A 22,983-nucleotide genomic window follows, 5' to 3' on the forward strand; every position below is an offset into this window, starting at 1 on the left:
GAATGTGTTAGAATTGTACTGTCAAACCGAATGCTGCTGGAAAGACGATTTCTTTGTTGCTGAGGCCACCGTCATCCATGTCAAGGTACGTGTAGTAACCGCCTTCGCCTGCAAAGAATTGGAACCCGATTTCAAGGAAAACGCCCAAGTTTTTAGTGAACATGTGCTGTAGACCGAAACCGAATACAAGACGCCAGTAATTGAATCGTTCTTCCTTTACGCCACCGAGTTCTTCGTGGTATATGTGATCGTTAGTTCTACCCGTAAGCCATTCAGAAGAGTGGAAAACGTATGGACCCGTGAACCCATTAAAACGATAGGCGACACCGATACCACCCATGAAATCGTAGTCGGAATCGTAACCGAGCCAGTGTGCGTTTACAGACAGATGGTCGTCTAGGAATGTTTCTTCTACGCCGACTAAGCCGTGGTAACCACTGCCGAGTCCAACGAAAATGCCAGTCTTTTGTGCGAAGCTAATGCTTGCTAAAAAGCACAAAACCAAGATAATCTTTTTCATATTTGTTCCTCCTTTTTGCGTATGATGCGCTACAAATTTACAAATTCTTTTCTATGAAAAACAAGTTGTCTGTAAATATTTTGTGTGGGATGGGGGAGATGAGTGTAGTTTGGTTATCTCTTTTTCACTAAGATCTGGATATCAAGCAGTTTTTCCCAATCGGCTTTGGTTCGCTTTTCTCGGGGAATGTTCCAAAAGTTTTTCCAAATTTCGTTGTTGAGTGAATCAATTTCGGCTGCTTCGGCATCGGTGACGGTGCCATTGGCGGTATTGTACATTATTTTCTCCTTTCTGCGTACATGCTAAAAACGCAGATGTTTTAAACGACTATCTAAAACTACACTTTTGTGCACTGTTTGTCAAGAGGTAAGATTGACTTTTTTCAAATGCGTCGAAAGTCAATATTTTTTTTGCGATGTCACTTTAGTGACAGCATAAAAACTTATATTCACTAAGGTGTTTTATATACACGAGCGATATTGATATTATGCCTAATCTTTTTACGGAAGCGACGCGCGTTCAACTGACTGCGATTCAGCATTTGGCTCGCATCGGCTATACGTATTTGGGCAAAATTTCGGAGTCCGGAACAACATCTAACGGAACATCGGTAATCCCTTATGATCCCGAAACAAACATCCTTGTGGACATTTTTGCGGAGCAGTTCAAGAAGCTGAATCCGGCAGCGACTGTTTCTGCGCAAAGCATTCTTTCGGATATTCAGAAGGAACTGGATGACGACGATTTGGGCCAGCAGTTCTACAAGCGTCTGACCAGCTACTCTCCGCTTCGCTTGATTGATTTCGAACACCCGGAAAATAACACATACCATTGCACGGCGGAATTCACTTGCAAGAATGGCGATGAATGTTTTCGCCCCGATATTACGTTGTTCATCAACGGGCTTCCGCTCGTGTTTATCGAGGTCAAGAAGCCGAATAACGTAGGCGGCATGGTGGCCGAAAGCAAGCGGATGAACGACGAGCGCTTTCCGAAGAAAAAGTTCCGCCGTTTTATCAACATCACGCAGTTGATGATTTTCTCCAACAACATGGAGTACGATGCCAAAGGCGGCGTTGTTCCGATTGAAGGCGTGTTCTATTGCACGGCGGCGAAAAACGAAGCGCGTTTCAACTGCTTCAGGGAAGAGAATCCTAAGCGTGCAGCAATTGCGCCGTTCCATGCCAATTATCCTTATTTGCCGATTCCTGCAGATCTCGAAAAAAGAGTTCTAATGGATTTCAATGTTCCGGTTTTGAAAGAGAATCCGGAATACAAAACGAATCTCGATATCAACACGCCTACGAACCGTGTGCTTACCTCTATGGTGAGCCCGGAGCGTTTGCTCTTTTTGCTCAAGTACGGCATCGCTTACCTGCATGTCGAAAAAGAGAAGGACGGTCAAATCGAGAGCCGTCATGAAAAGCACATCATGCGTTACCAGCAATTTTTTGCGGCCATGATTATCCGTGAAAAATTGGCGGCGGGTGCGACATCTGGCATTGTGTGGCATACGCAAGGTTCGGGCAAGACGGCGCTTTCTTTCCATTTGAGCAAAGTCCTCAAGGACTATTATGCCAAACAGAATAAGGTTGCCAAATTTTACTTCATTGTGGACCGCTTGGATTTGCTGGAGCAGGCGACTGAAGAGTTGAGCAACCGTGGCCTCAAGGTGACTACGGCGAATTCCCGCACGGAACTCATGGAGCAGTTCCGCACGCAGCAGGCTTTGCAGGGCAATACCGGTGTCGATGAAATTACCGTGGTGAACATCCAGAAATTTGAAAACGATACTGAGAAAGTGGAAATCCCAAATTACGCCACGAATTTGCAGCGCGTGTTCATTATGGACGAAGCGCATCGCGGCTACAAACCGGGCGGATGTTTCCTTTCGAACCTTTTCAATGCAGACAAGAATGCCATCAAGATTGCGCTTACCGGCACACCGCTCATCGGGAGTGAAAAGGCGAGTTGCAAGGTCTTTGGCGATTACTTCCACACGTATTATTACGACCGTTCCATTCAAGACGGCTATACGCTAAAGATTATCCGCGAAGATATCGAAACCAGTTACCGCAAAAAGCTGAACGATGCTTACGAAAGCGTGCAGAAACTGGTGGAGAAGGGTTCTGTCTCGAAGGACATGATTATTCGGCACCCCACATACGTTAAGGCGCTGCTTCGCTACATCATCAATGATTTGGTGAAGTTCCGTGCCATGCAGGGCGACAACGACCTTGGCGGCATGATTATTGCTGAGTCTTCGGAACAGGCACGAAACTTGTACAAGTTCTTCAATGAGATTCAGGACGAACTGAATGAAAACCGCATCCAGAAAATCAACTTGAAGGCGGGCCTGATTCTTTTCGATAGTGATGACAAGGAAACCCGCAAGCAGATTATCAACGACTTCAAGAAGAACTACACGATTGATATTCTGATTGTTTACAACATGTTGCTGACGGGCTTTGATGCACCTCGTCTTAAGCGATTGTATTTCGGTCGCAAAATCGAAGATCATAATTTGTTGCAGGCAATTACACGCGTGAATCGCCCGTACAAGAATATGAAACGCGGGTTCTTGATTGACTTTGCCGACATCAAGAAGAATTTCGACGAGACCAATGCCGCGTATTTGCAGGAACTGAACCGCTATAATGATGCCGATACTGACCCGGACGATAAATTGCCCGATATGTACAATCAGGTCATGGAAGATAAGGATGCCCTTATCAACCACATGAAGGTGGCGCGTCAGGCTCTGTTCAGTTATACCACCGACAATGCAGAAGTTTTCTCTACCGAGATTTCTAGCCTTGAAGACAAGAAGGTTTTGATTGAACTCCGCAAGGCCTTGGAACTCGCCAAGGATGCGATGAACCTTGTGCGTACGTTCGGTGACGATGCCCTTAAAAAGGACTTTGAAAAGCTGAATATCGAAAAGCTGCCGCTCATGCTTTCGGAAGTGAACCACCGCATTGCGATGATTAACCAGAAAGAGGCATGGACCAACAGCGAGGCGACTCAGTTTGCCGTGAACGAAGCCATGATGAACATCGAGTTCAACTTTAGCTGCATTGGCACTGAAGAACTGAAAATCATCGACAACGGCGCGGAACTGCGTGAAAAATACAAGCGCGCACTCCGCGGGTTCCTGGATAACTTCGATCACGAAGACCCCGTATTTGTTGGATTGGAACAGGAGTTCAAGCGCATCTTTGACAAGCACGGCTTTACCCCAGAAAACCTTGCCGTTTATAACGAGCAGAACCAGGCGATGAACGACATCCTGAAACGCCTTGAAGAACTCCGCAAATCAAACGAAGCCCTTTTGCGCAAGTACAACGGCGACACGAAATTCGCCTATGTCCACAAGCGTATCCGCGAAGAGAACAAGGCCCGCGAACCCAAGCACCAGGCACCGATTATCTCGAAGTTCGACGAAGAAATCGTGCAGGCTCTTTTGACCATCAAGGGGACGATTGACGCGAAGGTTTTCGATCGCAACGACATCCTCAAACAGGACGCCTACTTCGGCAAGACCGTGATGAAGGAAATCGCAGACGGACTTGCGCACTTCCCGCAAATCAAGCCCGAAATGCCCGATTACCTGTTTATCCAGCAGCGCATCGCTAAGCAGTACATTAACCAGTATAACGCCTACTACGGAAATTAAATGAACATCAAAGACAAGACCATTGCCCTTATCGACTCTCTCAAGGCTACTTGCCAAACGTACGGCATGGGCAATGACGGCAACGAATACAAGATTATCACTCAGGTGTTTTTGTACAAGTTTATGGCCGACAAGTTCGGCTACGAACTCAAGAAAATCAATGACCCTTGTTTGAAGGCCCTCAAAAAATCCGACAAGTGGGAAGAGGAATATGCGAAACTCTCCAAGGCCGACCGCGAAAAGGTGAGCCTCTTCTTGCCGCCCGAAGTCCCGGTGTTCAAGCCCGACTACCTGATTGCAAACCTATGGAACAAGCAGGCCAAGGGCGATTTCGACGTCATCTTCGACGAGACCATGGTCGCCATCGCGAAGGACAACCTGGACGTATTCTACACCAAGACCGCGCAAGAGACGAAAATTCCCATCTTCGAAAAGCTTACCATCTTTGTGACCGACGACGCCCAGCGTGCAAACTTCGCCCGCGCCCTTGTCGATAAGCTGGTGAACTTCAGCTTCGAAGACGCCTTCGCTGAACATTACGACTTTTTCTCGGACATCTTTGAATACCTGCTCAAGGATTACAACACCGCAGGCGGCGGCAAGTACGCCGAATATTACACGCCCAAGGCCATCGCAAAAATCATGGCCCGCCTGTTGGTGGGCGACAACGCCGACCTGCACAACGTAGAATGCTACGACCCCAGCGCAGGCACCGGCACCTTGCTCATGGCGCTCAGCCACCAGATTGGCGAAGACCGCTGCACCATCTTTGCGCAGGACATCTCGCAGCGCAGTAACAAAATGCTCAAGCTGAACCTGCTGTTGAACGGCCTCGTTTCGAGCCTCGATCACGCCGTGCAGGGCGATACCCTCCTGGAACCCTACCACAAGAGCGACGACGGCAAGAGCCTCAAGCAGTTCGATTACGTGGTGAGCAATCCGCCCTTCAAGATGGACTTCAGCGATACCCGCGACGACATCGAAAAGAAATGGAATGCCCGCTTCTGGGCAGGCGTGCCGAAAGTCCCGAACAAGAAAAAGGAGAGCATGGCCATCTACACCTGCTTTATCCAGCATGTGGTGAACAGCATCAAGGTAGGCGGCAAGGGCGCCATCGTCATCCCCACCGGGTTCATCACCGCGAAATCCGGCATCGAGCACAAAATCCTCGAACGCATCGTTGACGAACACATCGTCTATGGCGTGGTGAGCATGCCGAGCAACGTATTCGCGAACACCGGCACCAACGTGAGCGTGCTCTTCTTCGACAAGACCCGCAAAAAGACCGACAAAGACAAAGTCACCCTCGTTGACGCAAGCAAACTCGGCAAGGAATACAAGGACGCGAACGGCCTCAAGAAAGTCCGCCTCGAAGACGACGAAATCGAGAAAATCGTGACCACCTTCCGCAAGGCCAAAGCCGTCGAAGACTTCAGCGTGGTCGTGACCTACAGCGAAGTCAAGGAAAAAGGCTACAGCCTGAGCGCCGGCCAGTATTTCGACATCAAGATAGACTACGTAGATATCACCGCTGACGAATTCAACGCCCAGATGAAAGCCGACACCGAAGAACTCGCCGCCATGTTCGCCGAAAGCCACAAACTCGAGAAGGAAATCCAGAAACAACTGAGCAATCTGAAATTCAATTAAAACGATGTCATCCTGGAGCGCAGCGATAGAATCCACAGAGCATGTGTCATCCTGAGCGGACCCTAGAGCGCGAAGCGCGATAGGGGAAGTCGAAGGATCTAGTAAAGGTTTATTATGGAAATAGCAACTCTTTGTATTAGTTTATTATCGTTCTTTGCTGCATTAGCCGCAGTCATTGTTCCTATTGTCATTTATAAAAAGCAACGAAAATACGAAGCAGAAAAAGAAGAATTGGCTAAAAAAGAAATGGCTAAAATGGAACGGATGGAAGCGCAAGCAGAATTGGATGCTATGGGTATTAATTCATCACCATTTTCCTTAAGTGGCTATAGTAAAATGGAAATTGCAAGAGCGAAATACTTGTGGAAAAAGGCGGGCAGAAGATAGTATGGAAATGATTAAAGTGACTTTAAAAGAAATGTGTGATATAGTCCCTGGCTATGCTTTTAAATCATCGGATTTTGGATCTGGGGATAATTTTGCCGTTAAGATTACAGATATCCAGCCGCCGTCTATAGATGTGATGAATCTTGAAAATGTTAGTGCCATACCAAAAGATGATAGAACGTTATTGTCTAAAGGTGATTTTGTGATGGCAATGACTGGGGCGACTATTGGAAAAGTTGGTTTATTTGATGGCAGTAAAGAGAATGTCTACATAAATCAACGTGTTTGTAAGTTTATACCCAAAGATGGTTATGATAAATCATTTCTTTATTATTTGGTATCGCAACCAAATTTTAGAAAGTTTATTTTCGCTAATGTAGATAGTTCATCAGCGCAACCCAATATTGGTCATCCTACAATGTATAGGTATGAACAAAATGTACCTACATTGGATGGGCAAAAGAAAATCGCGTCCGTTCTTTCCGCATTAGATGACAAAATCGCTCTGAACAAAAAGATGAACCAGAAACTCGAAGCAATGGCAAAACGCCTATACGACTACTGGTTCGTCCAATACGACTTCCCCGACAAAAACGGCCACCCCTACAAAACCACCGGCGGCCCCATGACCTACAACCCCACCCTCAAGCGCGAAATCCCAGCGGGATGGGAAGTTGTAGATATAAATGAACTGTGTCAGGTTGTTGATTGCCTGCACAGTAAAAAGCCTGATTATTGCTATGAAGATGAAAACTCTTATTTGCTTGCTCTCGAAAATATTACTAAAGAAGGCTATATAGATTTATCAGACAAATACTACATTTCAAAAAAAGATTTTGCCGAGTGGACGAGTCGCATTTGTGTTAAGGAAAATGATTTCTTGTTTACGAATGCTGGTCGTGCCGGAGACATGGGAATGGTGCCTGAAGGAGTATTGTGTGCCATTGGCAGAAACATCACTGCTGTTCGCCCTGAAAAAATCAATCCTTGGTATCTTAGATGTTTCTTCAAGAGCCTTTACATGCAGGAACAGATTTTAAACAATTTGGATCAAGGCTCGTTCTTTATGAGCTTTAATGTTCGCTCAATCAAGAAACTACTAGTTTTGATGCCATCTGAGCCGTTGATGAAAAAGTTTATTTCCTTTGTTGAACCGCATCTCAAGCGAATCGAAAAGAACAACAAAGAAATCTCTCGCCTCACAAAACTACGTGATAAACTCCTCCCGCTTTTAATGAATGGCCAAGTAGTGGTAGGGTAATATGTTTAGCAGTAAGGCGGAAGCGGTAAAAGTACTTGAATGTGCATATAGGAAATTGAAAGCCTATTATTACAAAAACAAAAATTTATTGCCTGTAAAAAAGAAAATTGTAGATTTTGAATATGATTCTAAATCTATGACGGCGACATTGAAAAAAATTGCAGATGTTCTTCGTCATCCCCAAAAAGTTGAAACGATAAATTATTTAGAATCGTTGTATAAAGAAATTGATGTTTATGTACTTCCCAAAAAGTTTGAATCAGTTGAAACGAATTCAGATAAACCGGTAACTAACGAAATTCTTGAGAATAAAAATTTAAAAACAGTAAATTTTTTTATCAATGCTCCAATAGAACTTATGTTGTTGGATGTTGTTTGGTCAATGTTTCTTTCAAAAGAAATGCTTGATGAAAATGTATTAAGTGGTGATGTTTATGCAAATTGTGTTCGTTATGATGCAGTAAATCCCTCAGGAGGCTTTGAAAGTAATCGCTTTTTTTATCATTACTTTAATCAATACAATCAATGGCGAAATGGAGCTTTTAGATCTCTTGAAGATAATTACGAAAATCATCAGAACTCTGTCCTAATTTCACTTGATTTAAAGTCATATTACTATTCTGTTAAATTCTCTTTCGCTTCTTTACGAAAGCATTTGTCGCAACAAATATTAAGAAAACTGAAAAATCTATCATTGATTCAGGAAAAAATTTACTTAAGGTATAAGGAAATTCTGTCTTTATATAACAGAGATATTAAAGGTTTTAATAGTAATGAGTATCCATTGCCATTGGGGCTTTTTTCTTCAATGATTTTGGCGAACCTTTATTTGACTGATTTTGATAAGGATGTTCGATCGTTGAATGCCATCTCATATTATGGTCGATATGTAGATGATATGTTATTTGTTTTTAATGACTCTGTACAAAAGTCGGAAAAAAATGAAGATGTGATAGATCGTCTTCTTGTAAAAACGGGTGTGTTAAAAAGTAAAAGAGATGGATATTTTTTACAAAAAATCCCAAATTTAAATATACAAAATGGGAAGATTAAGATAATATCAATTGATTGTCTGGAATCAAAAGCTATTATAGATACATATAATAAAACATTTAGGCTCATTCCAAGTGAAATCAATCCACTACCTGATTATGAAATGAAATTAACATCTTTTGAGGAAGAAGCCTTTGACATAAAATCTTTGTCGGTAAAGGATAAAATTCGTGATATTGGACAAATAAATGTTGATTCTTTTGAAATAGGTCGTTTCTTTTCATCATTATTGACTAATTATTCAAGAGTTAATTTTTCTGAAGACAAAATATCAGGAAAGAATAATATAGAGAAAAATATTTCTGGAAATGTAGAACAGATAAATCGTTTCTTTTCAGGATATAGATGTATTGAATATTATCATCTTTGGATTAAGTATCTTTATTTTTTAGTGATTATAAATAGATGGGATGATATAAAAAATTTTTTCTTATATGTAAAACGACATTTGGATGATATTTCCTTTGATTATTTAAAAAAAGAATATAAACGGGGAAAAAGTGTTTGTTTAAAATTGAGAGAAACTTTGCAAGATTGCCTAAATGTTGGTTTTTATTCCGCTTTGTCGCTGAATGTTGAATTAATCAGTAAAGTTCGTACATATAATAAAACGCAAACCAAATTATGGGTGGATAAATTTATAGCGGCGAATTATTTTGATGATTCTTTAATACCTATACCGTTATCCAATTATTTTAACTACTCCAATGATGTTTCTTATTTGACGATGAAAATTAGTGATTTGGGGAAGCTATATGGAAATTGGCAAAAAAATAAAAAATTGAAGTGGAGTCCACGTTTTATCCAATATGATGAAATATCTTTGTTGTTGTTCTTTTCTCAGCATCGGCGTGGAATTCGTTCAGGAAAGGCGGCTTATGCGAGTTCTGAAAGCTACGAATTTTATAGAGCCGTTAATTATTTAAAAAAAGATAATGCTCATGTGGAAGTAAAAGATGGTAATAGAAACAATCCAAATGCGAAGTATAATTTAAGAAGATTTATTATTCCTGGATATCATGATGTTAGCAAAGTTTATATTGGTGTAGCAAGTTTAAAATATGAACCGAATGCGTTAAATGCTAAAAAGAGGAGCTTTGAATATAAGCAAACTTTAAATAAAATTCTTCAGGATATGTATTCGTTCTGTCAAAAAAATATGTGTAATATTCTTATAATGCCTGAAGCTTGTATCCCCATTTATTGGTTGAAAGATTTTATTCGTTTTTCAAAGTTGACACAAATAGCGATAATTGCCGGCTTGCAACATATTGATGGTAAGAATGATAGAGTTTGTAATTATCTTTTTAGTTCGTTTCCTTATATGCATAAAAATCCAAAAGTATTCAAGGAAACATTTATCCATATACGAGAAAAAAATGATTATGCTCCAGATGAAAAAGTAATGTTTTCAGAAGTTGGGAAAAGATGTATAGATGCTGTTCCTAAAGAGTATGCTACATTCTATTGGCGAGGAATGTATGTTGCTCCTTTGGTTTGCTTTGAATTAACTGATATTAGAGCTCGTGCTTTGTTGAAAGGCCGTTGTGATTTGCTTACAGCATCGGTTTATAATCATGATACGACATATTTCTCGAATATTATCTCTTCTTCCGCACGAGATTTGCAATGCATTGTCGCCCAATCAAATACTTCGTTATTTGGTGATTGTAGAATAACTGGACCATATGATCGTAATCATAAAGAAGTCGTTCAATTAAAGGGCGGCGCAAATGATAATGTGATTATAGGTGAAGTTAATATTGCAGAGATGAAAAAGGGGCGCAAGCAATATTATAAAGACAAAAACTATGAAATTGAATCAAATATTGCTCGGTTCAAAAGTGGCAAGCGTTTAACGGGCAAGGAGAAAAAAATTGACAAAGCCGAATTAAAACCTCTGTCTGCAGGTTGGTTTGTTAGGAAAAAATAGTGCGAAAGTCTAATCAAACAAATTTACTTATAAACTTCAATATAAAATGTATTCATTTTTTTCAATCAAAGGATGACTTATGGAACAATTTATGATAAATTGTATAGAAGTTTTGCGCAACTCAAATGGGCTTGATAACGAAGCTTTGTACAAAAATTTGAAAAAAGGAAAGTATCTTTTAAATGATTATTATACGCTTGATGAATGTGGAAATTTGAAGAAAAATAATGTATTTTTCCATTCTACACATTTTTATGGCGAAGGTGTAAATATCCAAGCCATTGTTGGTAAGAATGGGTGCGGTAAAAGTACTTTAATGGATTTATTGTTTGCTGCAGCGAATAATTATGGATATATAATTGATAGAAATGAAAATGGAGAAGGCGAATCGCATGCTCTTTATATCGCAGATTTGTATTTAAGACTTTATTATACTCAAGGTGCAAATGATTATGTGTTGACGTTAGAGGATCAAGTAATTTATAAGTCTGATATTACTGGAATATTGGTTGTTGATGATAATGTTGTAAATCAAAAAAGATTAACAGATGAATCTTTTTGTTATGATCCAAATGACGCTAGGGTTGCGAATGATTCCTATAAAGGAGGGGGCTTGAGCAAAGAGAATGAAAAAGATGCTTTAGGGAAATTTTTTTATACGATTGTATCGAATTATTCAATTCATTCCTTCATTGACAAAAATTATATTGCTGCATACTATGCGCCGTACAAACAAGGGGGAACTGTTGCAAAAAGAACACGTGGCGAAGTTGCTGCTGAAAATAAATCTTGGATTAGAGCTATTTTTCATAAAAATGATGGGTATTTCAGACCCGTTGTTTTAAATCCATTCCGCGATAATGGTATTATAGATGTAAATAATGAGATAGAATTATCAAAAGATAGATTAAGCTCGTTGTTGGTATATTATAAAAAAAATGGAGCGGATATATTTTCGCCTTATGTCTTTAAGAATTTTTCATTGACTTTTAATCAAAAATATAAAAAGAATTGTTTTGAAAAACTTATTCACAGCGATGCTTTTGATTGCTTTGCTGAGCGCCGAAAAGATGACCCTCTTTTTATTCCTACGAAAAAGATGCAAGAACAGTTTGAAAGAAATTTAAGTCTTTTGAATGAAGAGTTTTTTGTGAGCGAAGAAAATGTTTTTTTGAAAAAAATATTAGATACATTTGGACTATCTTATAAGGATAATGATATTGCGAAAACCGCTTATATGTATTTGCAATTAAAAATAATTAAAATTATTCGTAATTATGATTCTTTTAACAAATATACTCATGTTGTAAAATATGACTTTGTAACTAATCAGTTTATCCTAATTCCTCCCTTTATAGATCATCTTATGTGGCAGATTAAGAATGATGAATCTCATATCACAAGAAAAATTCGACGAACGGTAAATTTCTTGGCTTTGTCAAATGAATCGTTTTGTAATTCTTATAATTGGAACGAATGTGAATTCTTTAATCGGTTTGATTATATAAATAAATCGATTTTCTTGAGAGGAAAGAATAGAGATGATTTAACAATTGATGATGTAAACGATTGCTTGCCGCCTCCATTTTTTGACTATGAATTGTATATGGATAAGGTGCTCAAGGATGGTCGCATTTCTGATATAACCTATCGTCAAATTAGTTCTGGCGAAACTCAAATGTTGCAAACATTGTCGATACATGCGTATCATATATCAAATTTGTTGTCTGTTCCTCATGACAGAGTTAAATATGATAACATTAATTTGGTCTTTGACGAAGTTGAATTGTGTTTTCATCCTGAATTTCAACGACAATTTACAGATCGCTTGATAATTATGCTTAAAACATTTAGAGATGATTATAAAAAAAGAGGCGAGTCTCAAAGTAAGGTCTGGAATTGCTTTTTTAATGTATTAATTCTTACACATTCGCCTTTTATTCTATCTGATATTCAACCAGGCCGAACTTTGTTTTTGAAAGAAAATGGAGTGCCCAACTACTCTTTATCAAAGAGAAGTACCTTTGCGGGGAATATTGGCGAAATGTTCTATGAATCAATGTTTATGGAAAATACAATAGGAGAATTTGCTGCAAAGCAATTAAATGATTTAATAAATACCTTTCCTAGTTTGAGAAAAAATTCAACGGATTATCATTTGGCAAAGAAGAAAATTGAGCTAGTGTCGGACTCTATATTAAGAAATCTCTTGCTGGAAAAATTGGAGAGGGAGGTTCAATGAAAAAGATTGAAATTCCACATGATAATGTAACAGAAATAAAAAGAATACTGAATAAATATAGGCGTAAAGGGTATGATGCGTTTTCAAGAGCGAAGGCTGATGCATATCAAGTCGCATGTTTGTACAATATTAAAATATGCCCTTATTGTAATATCAATTACACATATACGGTGAAAAAAAGGCTTGTTTGCCGACCTGATTTTGATCATTTTGAAAAGAAATCTACTGTTCGAATAAAACAATTGGTATGGGATAATCTTATTCCTTGTTGTCAACAATGTAATTCTCGTGTAAAATTCAAAAAAAATTTTACACGCTCTTCGCATATACATCCTTATTATGATGATTTTGATTCTCTAGCTTTTTTTGTAATTGATATTATAAAAGTGGGCCGTTTGATGGATGAAAAAAATATTGGAATAAAGTGTGTTAGCAATAACAGTCGTGCATTAAAGTCGATTGAAGATTTAAAAATAAATGAGAGATATGAATTTCATAAAGATGTTGCTTGTCAAATAATAAAAAATGGATATTTAAATAATCGTTATAGACTTAGTGAGATTGGTACTATGCTAAAAATGAAGTCTCTAGGTAATAAAGATGACTCCTTGGAAAAGACTCTTGTGGTACAAAGGTTTTTATTTCCTGATATTGATTGTGATATAAGTAAAACATCCTTAGGCAAACTAAAAAGAGATGTCTCGAAAAAGATAAGAAAGTGGTCATCGGAAAAATAATGCTATATTTTCTGGAATGGTGTAGGACGATAATTGTGGGGACGCTTACATCTTAAGGCCCCGTGTCCGTGAGGTCATAAATCTCTACCCCCATACAATTTCCTCTTCAGCCTTGCGGTACACTTCTGCAAGGTTGATTTTCTTTTTGGGCTTGAGAAAGAGTAAATTGGTTGCGTTCAAGGAACGGCGTTTCTGGTGTTCCTTGGGGGCGTTTTTTATTTGTCCGTCTCCATTCAGGATTCGTGAAACTTGGCTTTTTGAGATGCCGGAGAGTATTTCGATTTCTCGGACGGTGAAGCCCTGCGTTTGCAATTTATGCAAGTCGTCGGGGGTGCTGCCGACGAATGACTTGTAAATATTCTTGAGATAATCGCATTCAATGGTTGCGTCGCTGAATGTGATGTCCGCCTTGATAATTTTTCTCAGATCAGCTGGGCAGGGCAATTTCTTGTTCAAGCCGAGAATCTTTCGGAAAAGGCGTGGGTTTCTGCCTGCAATTTTGAAATCATCGAGGAAACTGTTCAAAATAGATTCTGCGATTTCTTGCAGGTCTTCTTGCGTGTATCTGTTGAAATCGACAATTAAATCGAAACGGCGGGAAAGGGCCTTGTCAAAGTGCTTGAAAAGGTTCGTCGTGGCGATGATGGTAATCTGTTCGTTCAGGTTGTCGAAGCCCTTGAGAATGGCTGACGTGGCACGGCCCATTTCGCGAAGGTCGTGAGAGTTGGTTCTGTCGAGAGCGATGGCGTCTATCTCGTCGAACAGGACGAGAATTTTTTCGGGGTGCGCAAAATGGTTCAGTTCGTCGAACAGTGCGGCGATGTTCTTTTGCGTCTGGCCGAGCTTGCTGTCGATGATAGTGTCGAAATCGACGCAGAACAGGTCGCGCTCCAGAATGCGGGCAATTTGCCGTACGGATTCGGTTTTGCCTGTTCCGGGTGCACCTTGGAATAGGAACTTGTTGATTCCCATGTTCCGCTGGATGGCGTTGATGATTCCGATAATGTCCTTCTCAATGGGCGTGGGGAGCGGCAGCGAATCGTGCGAAGGGGTGACCTTGCGGAAAAAAGTCATCTGGTCTTCGTGCATTTGCGGCACAAAGGCGTTCGCGCTGGACATAAGGGCCATGATGTATTCCGAAAGCTGAAAATCGCCGCTAGCGTCAAAATCCCGAGCAATTTCGTATGCCTCCTCGCGGAAAGCGGGGTCGTTTTTCTCGGCGTAATAGCGAATCAGATTGATGACATTCTTCTTTTTCATGGACTTGACCTACCTTATTTCGTAATATAAATAATTACGGGACAAAATACAAGTATTTTGGGACAGAATGTTTAAATTTGATTTGAGCTGTTCGGAAATTCCGAACAGCTGCGGAAGAATTGAAAAAAAATTTGCAGTTAACAACTGCACAATTTAGCTTATAGTAGATTTTTCAACTATTTCCATTTTGGAAACAGTTCTGCTACCGAGGAAAACTCGGCAACTGCAAAGTTGGTTCCAAAAATGACTTAAAATTTCAATTTGTCATCTTTTGACATTTGAGTGAAATTATATTTATCAGTGAACGATTTACTCCGCTTTTTTTTGCTTGTAGGCGGAAAGGATGTATATGCTTGTTGAATTATTTGCCTTGAGGTGGGCGCTTCATCAATTTCTCTGGACAATGCGGTTTTGGAGGCTTTTATCCCCTTTGGGGTTGTCTTTTTGTTGTCAAAAATTTATATTTTTACACATAATGTGTAAATAGGGGGCGTATGGAAACGCAAAACGATGAAATCGTTGCCTTTTCTTCGCCTCCGAAGGACCCTGTTGAAATATGGCTACAGTTACTGAGTTACTGCAAAAAGAAGCGTGCCTTAATACAATTGTATGCCAAGGCCCCTACGGAAGAAGTAAGTTACCGGTTAAATATCATCAATCCCCGCGAGGATATTTGCCGATGGCTGTTGCAAATCAAGGATGTTCCTGAATGTCTGGGAGTAAAACCTTTGCGCAGGCCCGAGGTCGGCGTAATCGGCACTCCGGTGTATGCTTATAGTATTCCTTACGATGATCAACATTACTATTTGGCTTTATGCGAAAAGGTGAATCAAAAGGCGGAAAAGATTATCACGATAATGTTTATCAAGTCCTTGAAATTAGATAACCGTTTCCCGATGTTATAGAGGTTTTTATGATTACAAAATGTCCTGTATGCGATTCAGAAAATATTGAAATCAAGAAGGATTTTCGGACCCTGATTGTTCCACTGGCGGAACCTGTGCAACAAGAAATTTCCGTATGTCATTGCAATGATTGCATGTCAGATATCTTGCTGGATTCCGAATCGAAAAAGGTTGTGCAGAGTAGAATCCTAGAACGGGCAAAGGAGAGTGTCCCAACCTTGTTGAAAAAAGTGAACGAGTGCGGCTATTCCGACAGTCGTTTGGAGCGTGCTTTGGGATTGGCTCCGCATACGATTAATCGCTGGAAACAGGGGACTCAAGTATCTGCTGCGGCAATTGCTTTGTCTAGGTTTGTTTCGATATTGCCCGAGTTAACTCTTGTGGCTGAGGCTGGTTTTGACGAATCATACGCACGAGCTGCAATTCTTAAAAAGACCGTGGACAAAATAAAGGCGGTGGATTCATCGGTAAGATCGTTCTATTTGAATACTGACGTTTTTAAAGCGGCCGGAATTGTGGCATTCAATAATGCCGCAAGCAACGAAAAAGCTGAGTTGTCTTCCTTTGCTCAGCCTGCTTTGATGGAGGTTTAGAATGCAAGTAAAGTCTTTTGTGTTGTGCGAGCAGATTCGCCAGGAAAACACGGGCAAGTTCATGCTTATTGGCGTGTTTGGTACGGATGTTATTGAAAATAACATTCCGCAGGAAAATCGATGGAATAACCCGCTGTTTTTCGGAGTCTATTTTGCGTTAAAGGTGGATCGCGCTATTGATGCGGGTTTTTATACTGTCAAGGTTGAAGTTGATAATGGCGTGGTTCACACTCCTGAATTGACTCTTGAAATAAAGAAGGACGGAGCGTCAAATTTGCAGATTCCGATGAGTATTGCTTTGATGTTGAATGGTCCGTCCGAAATTCGGATGAACATTTATAGGAAAGATTCCATGGAGCTCGTAGCAGAACTTGGAAAATTTTCTATTGTTAATGCGGAAAAGTAATATGCCCGATTCTCTAACCAATAACCAATCTCCGGCCGATAAAGCCGCTTCCTCGGAGCAAGCCTCTGCCGCTTCGTCCCAGACTCCTTCTTCTGCGCGCATCAAGCGTATGCGCGGCTGGTTGGGCGTGAAAAGCACTTCGTCGTTGGGCGGTTATGATGATGGCGGTGGTGGTGTCGTCTACGGTGATGGGCATTCCGGTTGGAACCGGTAAAAAAATAGGGCTCCGTATGGAGCCCCGTTTTGTATAAAGTGCCGCGCATCTCGCGTTAGATCCTTCGACTTCGCCCTAGCGGGCTTCGCTCAGGATGACACAGGCGTTGCGCGCATCTCGTTAGAGCTCAGCGCGGTCTACTATTAGTAACGGTAGTGATCAGCCTTGTACGGGCCTTCGACCGGCACGCCGATGTAGTCGGCCTGAGCCTGCGTGAGGCGGGTGAGGTGAACGCCGAGCTTTTCGAGGTGGAGGCGTGCGACCTTTTCGTCGAGGATCTTCGGGAGCGTGTACACGACGCCGCTTTCGTACTTGATGCCGGCGACGGTGTCCTTGCCCTGGGCGTTGAGCCAGAGGTCGATCTGTGCGATGGTCTGGTTCGTGAAGCTTGCGCTCATCACGAAGCTCGGGTGACCAGTAGCGCAGCCGAGGTTGAGGAGGCGGCCTTCGGCGAGCACGAGGATGCTGTGACCGTCGGGGAAAATCCATTCGTCGTACTGCGGCTTGATTTCGTTGCGCTTGATGCCCGGGATCTTCTTGAGGCCGGCCATATCGATTTCGTTGTCGAAGTGACCGATGTTACCCACGATAGCGCGGTTCTTCATCTTTTCCATCTGGGCGGCGCTAATGATGCCGGTGTTGCCGGTGGTGGTCACGAAGATGTCGGCGTAGCTAACGACTTCGTCGAGAGTCTTGACTTCGTAGCCTTCCATGGCGGCCTGGAGTGCGCAAATCGGGTCGATTTCGGTGATGATCACGCGAGCGCCCTGACCGCGCAGTGACTGTGCACAGCCCTTACCCACGTCGCCGTAGCCGCACACGACTGCGATCTTGCCGGCCATCATCACGTCGGTGGCGCGGTTGATGCCGTCGATGAGGGAGTGGCGGCAGCCGTAGAGGTTGTCGAACTTGGACTTGGTCACGGAATCGTTCACGTTGATTGCCGGGAACTTCAGGCGGCCTGCCTGGGCCATCTGGTAAAGGCGATGCACGCCGGTGGTGGTTTCTTCGGAAACGCCGCGGAGAGCTTCGCGGGCGCGGGTCCACTGTTTCGGATCCTTTTCGAAAATCTTACGGCAGGTGGCGAGGAATACGCCCCATTCTTCGGAGTCGGTTTCTGGGTTAAATTCAGGCACCTTGCCGGCGTCTTCGAATTCTGCACCGCAAGTCACGAGCATGGTGGCGTCGCCACCGTCATCGACGATGAGGTCGGCGGTCTTGCCGTCCGGCCATACGAGTGCGCGGGCGGTGTTTTCCCAGTATTCTTCCAAGGATTCACCCTTCCAGGCGAACACAGGCACGCCCTGCGGATTGCTCACGCTGCCGTTCTTGCCAACCACGACGGCGGCTGCAGCGTTGTCCTGCGTACTGAAAATGTTGCAGGAGACCCAGCGCACGTCTGCACCGAGGTCCACGAGCGTTTCGATGAGGATGGCGGTCTGCACCGTCATGTGAAGGCTACCCATGATGCGAGCGCCTGCGAGCGGCTTCTTGCCGGCGTATTCCTTGCGGAGGGCCATGAGGCCCGGCATTTCGGTTTCGGCGAGGTCGAGTTCCTTGCGGCCTTCGATCGCAAGGTTGATATCCTTAATTTTGTATTCCATAATGTTTCCTTTTGGCGTGGCTTTGCGTCCGCGCAATTTTATCAATCTTATTTATGCGTAAATATAGTTATATGCATAATTGTGGTCAAGTCAAAAATTTAATCCAAGCTGTTTGGATCCCCTCCCGTTGGTCGAGGATGACGATTTACTCAGTAAACAACAGTCCCTTGATGCGGAGCGAGCGCCCTGTTTCGGACCATTGGCTCGTATGCAGTTCTTTGATTCCGATGGCGGCGTGGTCTGTGGTGATGGACTCGAGCGAATCGTTCAGTTCTTGCTTTGTCGTGTAGAAACTGTAAACCTTGCTTTTTGTTTTTGCGGAATCCGCGGCACTTGGTTTTGCGGCGCTTGAATCCGCGGCATTTTCGTCATCTTCCGAGAGCGTAATCCGGAAGGTAATCGTGTCGCCCCGGTATTCAAATTCGCTTTTGTCAAAATAATGGTCCAAGATGGCGACTTCCTTGGCGCCTTCAGGAATGATGAACGAAATGATATCGGAATTTGATATGTCCGCTTCGAAGGAGTCGAATGCTGCGGTCGTATCTTCTTTGACCGACGTTGTCTTGGTGTTGCTTTGTTGGGTGGGGGCGTTTTCGATTTTGGTTGCTCCTACGAGATCTGTGATGTTTTGTGCGTTTAGCGGGCTAATGGTGGTGATGAAGAACAATGCGCAGAAAGCGATGGCGATGTACCTTGATTTGCGCTGGATTTTTTCTTTCAGCAGGATGGCAATGATGATATAGAAGTAAATATTGATAGTGATGACCCAGATGATTTCTGGCGAGAGGCATTCTTGAATAAATATGTGCATGACGTCGATGGACATCAGGACGACGAGCGGGATGCATGCGGCGGGGAAGATTTTCAGGAGCTTCTTTTCGGTGGTCTGCTCGGCCGAGAGTCGCATCGGATGCATGGCAATAATGAGCGCTATCAAGTAAATGATAAATCCCGAGACGAATGCAGATACGGTTCCTTCGTCGGGCATGTCCCACAAGACGATGAACTTGATAATATAGGCGTAAAAGAGGAGGATGCCGATAGCAAGCACCGGAATGAACAGGAACCGAATGGTGCTTGATGCGAACTTGTTCAAGGCGGGCGTTTCTTCGGTGCATTCGTCAATGGACGGAATGCCGGAAAAGTAAAGGATAGGGACGACAACGCTGGCGCAGAAATAGAAAATGTAAAGGTAGATGGTTTCGCCGGGGTCGGAATCGAACAGTTCTGCAAAGCCTAAGACGAGCCCTTCAATGGCGCCGAGCAAAATTGCCGAGACGAGAATGGCAATTATCGCTGACTTGATGTTCTTTTGCAAAAAGTTCCAGAAGCCGTTTTCGTTAGGCTGCTTCCAGAACGGTCCGAGAAAAACTGCAAAGGTGGCGATTAGGTAAACGAGGGTGACGGTGCACCCAAAGTAAAAGGGATCGTCGTCAAGTGGCAAGCCTGCAACAAGTGCAATGGATAGCAAGAACCATGTGCCGCTCGCGATAGCTTGTGGGCGCGCGTTTGTGCTTTTTCGAGATTCCTGGACGAGCGATGTCGCAAGGGCAACGAGTATGGCTGCGATGGGGTAGATGGCGAGCCATAGGAATAGCCGCGTGAAATGGTCGTTGCCGAATCGTGCAAATTCTGTGTTGGTGACCAGCGCGATAAACGTAAAGAACGCCATCGCCGATGCGAGCGGAAACCGCTTGAACGCCGTCGAGATTTGACTCGGGTATTTCTTGATTGTCGCTAAGTCCATTTTCCCTCCTCTTTTGTTTTCCCGTCATGTCCGCGATTCTCGCGAACTACTTTCCTTCCTCAGGTCCCTGTGGTTCGGCTGGCTCACCAACCTTATGTCGAAGGGCCTGCCGCTCTTTCTTCATTTGCTTCAGCTGTGCGAGTTTTTCACCGAGCGTCTTTTCGCGCCCGTACGGCTTAGGTTCGTAAATCGTTGTGCCGACAAGTTGCGTGGGCAAGTGCTCCTGCGCAGAGTATCCGCCCGGGCTGTCGTGATCGTACTCGTAGCCGTTCCCGTAGCCGAGCTGTTTCCCGACGCGTGTCACTGAATTGCGGTAGGCGCGTGGCACGGGGAGAGTGCCGGTCTGCTTCACGATAGAATCTGCTTTCATTCCTGCAAGCTCAACGCTGTTGCTCTTGGGCGCAAGCGCCAAGTAAATTGCAAGCTCGTCGAGTGCAATCAGCCCTTCGGGGATGCCCATGAAGTCGTATGCTTCGCGAGCGCTCGTTGCTAGCAAAAGTGCGTTCGGGTCTGCAAGTCCCACATCTTCCATGCTCATGCGCATCAGGCGGCGCAAAATGAATCGCGGGTCTTCGCCGCCCTGCAACATTCTATGGAGCCAGTAAAGGGCCGCGTCCGGATCCGATCCGCGTACGGACTTGTGCAATGCCGAAATGAGGTTGTAATGCTCTTCGCCGCTCTTGTCGTAGCGCAGGGGCTTCTTGTACTGGAATTCTTCGAGCAGTTTCTCGTCGATTTTCTTATTGTCGCCGAGGTTCTTGCCAATCCATTCGAGCTGGTTTAGCAAAAATCTTGCGTCGCCTTCGGACTGCGCGATGAGCTTGTCGACAACAGCGTCTTCAACTTCAACGTCCTTGAGCTGTAAACCGCGCGGGTGGTCGCGGAGTGCACTGAAAATGAGTGTCCGCAAGTCCTCCTTGCTGAGAGGCGCAAAAAGGATCAGTTGGCAACGGCTGAGCAAAGCCCCGTTCACTTCGAATCCCGGGTTTTCTGTAGTCGCGCCGATGAGCGTTACCGTGCCGTCTTCCACGGCGCCGAGGAGTGCGTCCTGCTGCCCCTTGTTAAAACGGTGGATTTCGTCGATGAAGAGTATCGTGTCCATGAACGCGTGCTTCATCTGGCGAGCGTCTGCGAGAACTTCCTTGACTTCCTTCACGCCGCTTGCTACTGCCGAGAGCGCGACAAAGCGCTTTTTGGTGTGCTGCTTGATAACGTGGGCGAGGCTCGTCTTTCCGCAACCCGGAGGTCCCCAGAAAATCATGCTGGGGATAGAGTCGTTTTCAAGACTCTTGCGCAACAGGCTCTGCTGTCCAAGAATCTTGTTCTGGCCGAGGAATTCGTCCAGGTTTTGCGGGCGTAGGCGTTCTGCTAAAGGGGCGTCCATGGTTATACTATATAAAAATTAATCGCTAAAGATCTTGTCTTCGACTTTCTTGATGCATTCAGGCTTTTCGCGTGTCGGGACTCCGCCTTTCGTGAATACGTGTACGGAATAACCGGTCGTGCAGAGTTCGCCGTTCAAAGTCACCTGGTAGAGGAACTTGTACTTGCAGCGTCCTTCGTGTACGAGCTTTGTTTCGACGTCGACAAAATCGCCAAAGCGGCACGGGCGCTTGTACTGCACGTTGAGTTCGAGGACCGGGCTTGCAAACCCTTCGCGTTCCACTTCGTCGTAGGGGGCTCCTACAGCGCGGAAAAAGTCCACGCGGGCCTGTTCAAACCAGATGGGGTAGGTGGCGTGGTGCACGACGCCCATAGCGTCAGTTTCGGCATAGCGGACTTGAATGCGGGTCTTGAAAGAAAAGTTGTTTTCCATGTGTAATTTATTAAGGGTGGATATAAGTTCTGGTGTATAAAGTAGCTAATTAGAATTTGGTCATTGGTCGCTAGTCTTTGGTCAATAGTCGCTGGTTGTTTCGAGAATAAAATATAACTAATGACTAATAGCTAATGACTAAAAACTACTAAAAATAGTGCTCATTTATTCACTTAAAAATTTATCAACACTCAACTAACATTCTTTTCCGCATTCTGTTTACCCTTTTTTTAAAAAAAATCAATTTTTTTTCAGAAAAACCGCAATTCTTGTTGACAAGACCGGGTAAATCTTATTAAATTTGCCACGCTTTAGTTCCTTAAGTGAACTGAAACAAAAGAGTGCCAAAGTAGCTCAGCTGGTAGAGCAGCTGATTTGTAATCAGCCGGTCGTAGGTTCGATTCCTATCTTTGGCTTACATAATGGGTCGTTGCCCGAGTGGTTAAAGGGGACGGACTGTAAATCCGTTGGCTTACGCCTACCGTGGTTCGAAACCACGACGGCCCACGACAATCAGCCCTACGGTGTCAAAGGCATCGTAGGGCTTATGCCCAGGTAGCTCAGTGGTAGAGCACTTCCTTGGTAAGGAAGAGGTCTCGGGTCCGACTCCCGATCTGGGCTCTCACTAAAATGGAGATAGAATAATGGCAAAAGAACATTTTGACAGAAGTAAGCCGCATTGCAACATCGGCACCATCGGTCACGTTGACCACGGTAAAACCACTCTTACTGCAGCAATCTGCACGACTCTTGCTGCTAAGGGTCTCGCCGCTGCAAAGCGTTTCGATGAAATCGACAACGCTCCGGAAGAAAAGGCTCGTGGTATCACGATCAATACTTCTCACGTCGAATACACCACCGCTAACCGTCACTACGCACACGTTGACTGCCCGGGGCATGCTGACTATGTGAAGAACATGGTGACTGGTGCTGCTCAGATGGACGGCGCTATCCTCGTTGTTGCCGCTACTGACGGTCC

At 43.7% G+C, this 22,983-nt stretch carries 19 protein-coding genes and 3 tRNA genes; 15 read left to right on the top strand and 7 right to left on the bottom strand.

All coding sequences use genetic code 11. The features are described 5' to 3' along the window. Nucleotides 1–7 precede the first annotated feature (7 nt). On the bottom strand, nt 8–520 hold the full coding sequence (locus BUC30_RS13970; RefSeq protein WP_073442812.1) for a hypothetical protein: 513 nt from the start codon (nt 518–520) through the stop codon (nt 8–10). 113 nt (nt 521–633) lie between these two features. Next, nucleotides 634–798 (bottom strand): hypothetical protein, encoded by a 165-nt coding sequence (locus BUC30_RS16170; RefSeq protein WP_170861550.1) that lies wholly within the window; start codon nt 796–798, stop codon nt 634–636. 209 nt (nt 799–1,007) lie between these two features. Here BUC30_RS16170 and BUC30_RS13975 point away from each other — a divergent pair, with 209 nt between their 5' ends. The 7 genes from BUC30_RS13975 to BUC30_RS14005 all read left to right on the top strand — a co-directional run bounded on the left by BUC30_RS13975 (nt 1,008) and on the right by BUC30_RS14005 (nt 13,459). Continuing rightward, on the top strand, nt 1,008–4,196 hold the full coding sequence (locus BUC30_RS13975; protein WP_073442814.1) for a type I restriction endonuclease subunit R: 3,189 nt from the start codon (nt 1,008–1,010) through the stop codon (nt 4,194–4,196). Beyond that, nucleotides 4,197–5,846, top strand: coding sequence for an N-6 DNA methylase (locus BUC30_RS13980; RefSeq protein ID WP_073442816.1), 1,650 nt, complete (start codon nt 4,197–4,199; stop codon nt 5,844–5,846). It begins immediately after the preceding gene. 114 nt (nt 5,847–5,960) lie between these two features. Next, nucleotides 5,961–6,233: a hypothetical protein gene (locus BUC30_RS13985; RefSeq protein WP_073442818.1), complete on the top strand. Its 273-nt coding sequence runs from the start codon at nt 5,961–5,963 to the stop codon at nt 6,231–6,233. 1 nt (nt 6,234) lies between these two features. After that, complete coding sequence (locus BUC30_RS13990) at nt 6,235–7,494, top strand: restriction endonuclease subunit S (RefSeq protein ID WP_073442820.1); 1,260 nt, start codon at nt 6,235–6,237, stop codon at nt 7,492–7,494. 1 nt (nt 7,495) lies between these two features. Next, a complete protein-coding gene (locus BUC30_RS13995) occupies nt 7,496–10,480 on the top strand; it encodes an RNA-directed DNA polymerase (protein ID WP_073442822.1) in 2,985 nt (994 codons plus the stop codon). A gap of 79 nt (nt 10,481–10,559) precedes the next feature. Further along, nucleotides 10,560–12,722: an ATP-binding protein gene (locus BUC30_RS14000; protein WP_139260853.1), complete on the top strand. Its 2,163-nt coding sequence runs from the start codon at nt 10,560–10,562 to the stop codon at nt 12,720–12,722. Further along, nucleotides 12,719–13,459: a hypothetical protein gene (locus BUC30_RS14005; RefSeq protein ID WP_073442826.1), complete on the top strand. Its 741-nt coding sequence runs from the start codon at nt 12,719–12,721 to the stop codon at nt 13,457–13,459. Before BUC30_RS14000 ends, BUC30_RS14005 begins: the two co-directional genes overlap by 4 nt. A gap of 84 nt (nt 13,460–13,543) precedes the next feature. On the opposite strand, the gene BUC30_RS14010 is transcribed toward BUC30_RS14005, so the two are convergent. Further along, nucleotides 13,544–14,719, bottom strand: a complete 1,176-nt coding sequence (locus tag BUC30_RS14010) for an AAA family ATPase (RefSeq protein ID WP_073442828.1) — start codon at nt 14,717–14,719, stop codon at nt 13,544–13,546. A gap of 494 nt (nt 14,720–15,213) precedes the next feature. Here BUC30_RS14010 and BUC30_RS14015 point away from each other — a divergent pair, with 494 nt between their 5' ends. From BUC30_RS14015 to BUC30_RS14030, 4 genes are read left to right on the top strand one after another with little or no spacing between them, the layout of a single operon-like run. Further along, nucleotides 15,214–15,624: a hypothetical protein gene (locus BUC30_RS14015; protein WP_073442830.1), complete on the top strand. Its 411-nt coding sequence runs from the start codon at nt 15,214–15,216 to the stop codon at nt 15,622–15,624. An 8-nt stretch (nt 15,625–15,632) separates the two neighbouring features. Continuing rightward, a complete protein-coding gene (locus BUC30_RS14020; RefSeq protein WP_073442832.1) occupies nt 15,633–16,217 on the top strand; it encodes a hypothetical protein in 585 nt (194 codons plus the stop codon). A 1-nt stretch (nt 16,218) separates the two neighbouring features. After that, nucleotides 16,219–16,623 (top strand): hypothetical protein, encoded by a 405-nt coding sequence (locus BUC30_RS14025; protein ID WP_073442834.1) that lies wholly within the window; start codon nt 16,219–16,221, stop codon nt 16,621–16,623. A 1-nt stretch (nt 16,624) separates the two neighbouring features. Beyond that, on the top strand, nt 16,625–16,837 hold the full coding sequence (locus BUC30_RS14030) for a hypothetical protein (protein ID WP_073442835.1): 213 nt from the start codon (nt 16,625–16,627) through the stop codon (nt 16,835–16,837). A gap of 143 nt (nt 16,838–16,980) precedes the next feature. On the opposite strand, the gene ahcY is transcribed toward BUC30_RS14030, so the two are convergent. From ahcY to BUC30_RS14050, 4 genes are all read right to left on the bottom strand, one after another. After that, nucleotides 16,981–18,441, bottom strand: coding sequence for an adenosylhomocysteinase (gene ahcY / locus BUC30_RS14035; RefSeq protein ID WP_073442837.1), 1,461 nt, complete (start codon nt 18,439–18,441; stop codon nt 16,981–16,983). A gap of 145 nt (nt 18,442–18,586) precedes the next feature. Next, nucleotides 18,587–20,188: a DUF4153 domain-containing protein gene (locus BUC30_RS14040; RefSeq protein WP_073442839.1), complete on the bottom strand. Its 1,602-nt coding sequence runs from the start codon at nt 20,186–20,188 to the stop codon at nt 18,587–18,589. A 46-nt stretch (nt 20,189–20,234) separates the two neighbouring features. Continuing rightward, the gene (locus BUC30_RS14045; RefSeq protein ID WP_073442841.1) at nt 20,235–21,572 is read right to left on the bottom strand and encodes a replication-associated recombination protein A; all 1,338 of its coding nucleotides are present in this window, start codon (nt 21,570–21,572) and stop codon (nt 20,235–20,237) included. An 18-nt stretch (nt 21,573–21,590) separates the two neighbouring features. Next, nucleotides 21,591–22,004: an acyl-CoA thioesterase gene (locus BUC30_RS14050; protein WP_073442843.1), complete on the bottom strand. Its 414-nt coding sequence runs from the start codon at nt 22,002–22,004 to the stop codon at nt 21,591–21,593. 343 nt (nt 22,005–22,347) lie between these two features. On the opposite strand from BUC30_RS14050, the gene BUC30_RS14055 reads away from it, so the two are divergent. The 4 genes from BUC30_RS14055 to BUC30_RS14070 all read left to right on the top strand — a co-directional run. After that, nucleotides 22,348–22,420: transfer RNA gene (locus tag BUC30_RS14055), tRNA-Thr, on the top strand. Between the two features lie 8 nt (nt 22,421–22,428). Next, nucleotides 22,429–22,511, top strand: a tRNA-Tyr gene (locus BUC30_RS14060). 42 nt (nt 22,512–22,553) lie between these two features. Continuing rightward, a tRNA-Thr gene (locus tag BUC30_RS14065) sits at nt 22,554–22,625 on the top strand. 23 nt (nt 22,626–22,648) lie between these two features. Beyond that, a partial coding sequence (locus BUC30_RS14070) for a GTP-binding protein (protein WP_170861551.1) occupies nt 22,649–22,983 on the top strand: 335 nt, incomplete at its 3' end.

Source organism: Fibrobacter sp. UWB7 (assembly GCF_900142945.1).
GTDB lineage: Bacteria > Fibrobacterota > Fibrobacteria > Fibrobacterales > Fibrobacteraceae > Fibrobacter.

What these genes read in the sequence shown, in the direction of transcription:
- BUC30_RS13985 (WP_073442818.1), top strand. Translation starts at nt 5,961, where the DNA reads ATGGAAATAGCAACTCTTTGTATTAGTTTATTATCGTTCTTTGCTGCA.
- BUC30_RS14030 (WP_073442835.1), top strand. Translation starts at nt 16,625, where the DNA reads ATGCCCGATTCTCTAACCAATAACCAATCTCCGGCCGATAAAGCCGCT.
- BUC30_RS14050 (WP_073442843.1), bottom strand. Translation starts at nt 22,004, where the DNA reads ATGGAAAACAACTTTTCTTTCAAGACCCGCATTCAAGTCCGCTATGCC.
- BUC30_RS13980 (WP_073442816.1), top strand. Translation starts at nt 4,197, where the DNA reads ATGAACATCAAAGACAAGACCATTGCCCTTATCGACTCTCTCAAGGCT.
- BUC30_RS14025 (WP_073442834.1), top strand. Translation starts at nt 16,219, where the DNA reads ATGCAAGTAAAGTCTTTTGTGTTGTGCGAGCAGATTCGCCAGGAAAAC.
- BUC30_RS14015 (WP_073442830.1), top strand. Translation starts at nt 15,214, where the DNA reads ATGGAAACGCAAAACGATGAAATCGTTGCCTTTTCTTCGCCTCCGAAG.
- BUC30_RS14020 (WP_073442832.1), top strand. Translation starts at nt 15,633, where the DNA reads ATGATTACAAAATGTCCTGTATGCGATTCAGAAAATATTGAAATCAAG.
- BUC30_RS13995 (WP_073442822.1), top strand. Translation starts at nt 7,496, where the DNA reads ATGTTTAGCAGTAAGGCGGAAGCGGTAAAAGTACTTGAATGTGCATAT.
- BUC30_RS14010 (WP_073442828.1), bottom strand. Translation starts at nt 14,719, where the DNA reads ATGAAAAAGAAGAATGTCATCAATCTGATTCGCTATTACGCCGAGAAA.
- ahcY (WP_073442837.1), bottom strand. Translation starts at nt 18,441, where the DNA reads ATGGAATACAAAATTAAGGATATCAACCTTGCGATCGAAGGCCGCAAG.
- BUC30_RS13990 (WP_073442820.1), top strand. Translation starts at nt 6,235, where the DNA reads ATGGAAATGATTAAAGTGACTTTAAAAGAAATGTGTGATATAGTCCCT.
- BUC30_RS14005 (WP_073442826.1), top strand. Translation starts at nt 12,719, where the DNA reads ATGAAAAAGATTGAAATTCCACATGATAATGTAACAGAAATAAAAAGA.
- BUC30_RS14045 (WP_073442841.1), bottom strand. Translation starts at nt 21,572, where the DNA reads ATGGACGCCCCTTTAGCAGAACGCCTACGCCCGCAAAACCTGGACGAA.
- BUC30_RS14040 (WP_073442839.1), bottom strand. Translation starts at nt 20,188, where the DNA reads ATGGACTTAGCGACAATCAAGAAATACCCGAGTCAAATCTCGACGGCG.
- BUC30_RS16170 (WP_170861550.1), bottom strand. Translation starts at nt 798, where the DNA reads ATGTACAATACCGCCAATGGCACCGTCACCGATGCCGAAGCAGCCGAA.
- BUC30_RS13975 (WP_073442814.1), top strand. Translation starts at nt 1,008, where the DNA reads ATGCCTAATCTTTTTACGGAAGCGACGCGCGTTCAACTGACTGCGATT.
- BUC30_RS13970 (WP_073442812.1), bottom strand. Translation starts at nt 520, where the DNA reads ATGAAAAAGATTATCTTGGTTTTGTGCTTTTTAGCAAGCATTAGCTTC.
- BUC30_RS14000 (WP_139260853.1), top strand. Translation starts at nt 10,560, where the DNA reads ATGGAACAATTTATGATAAATTGTATAGAAGTTTTGCGCAACTCAAAT.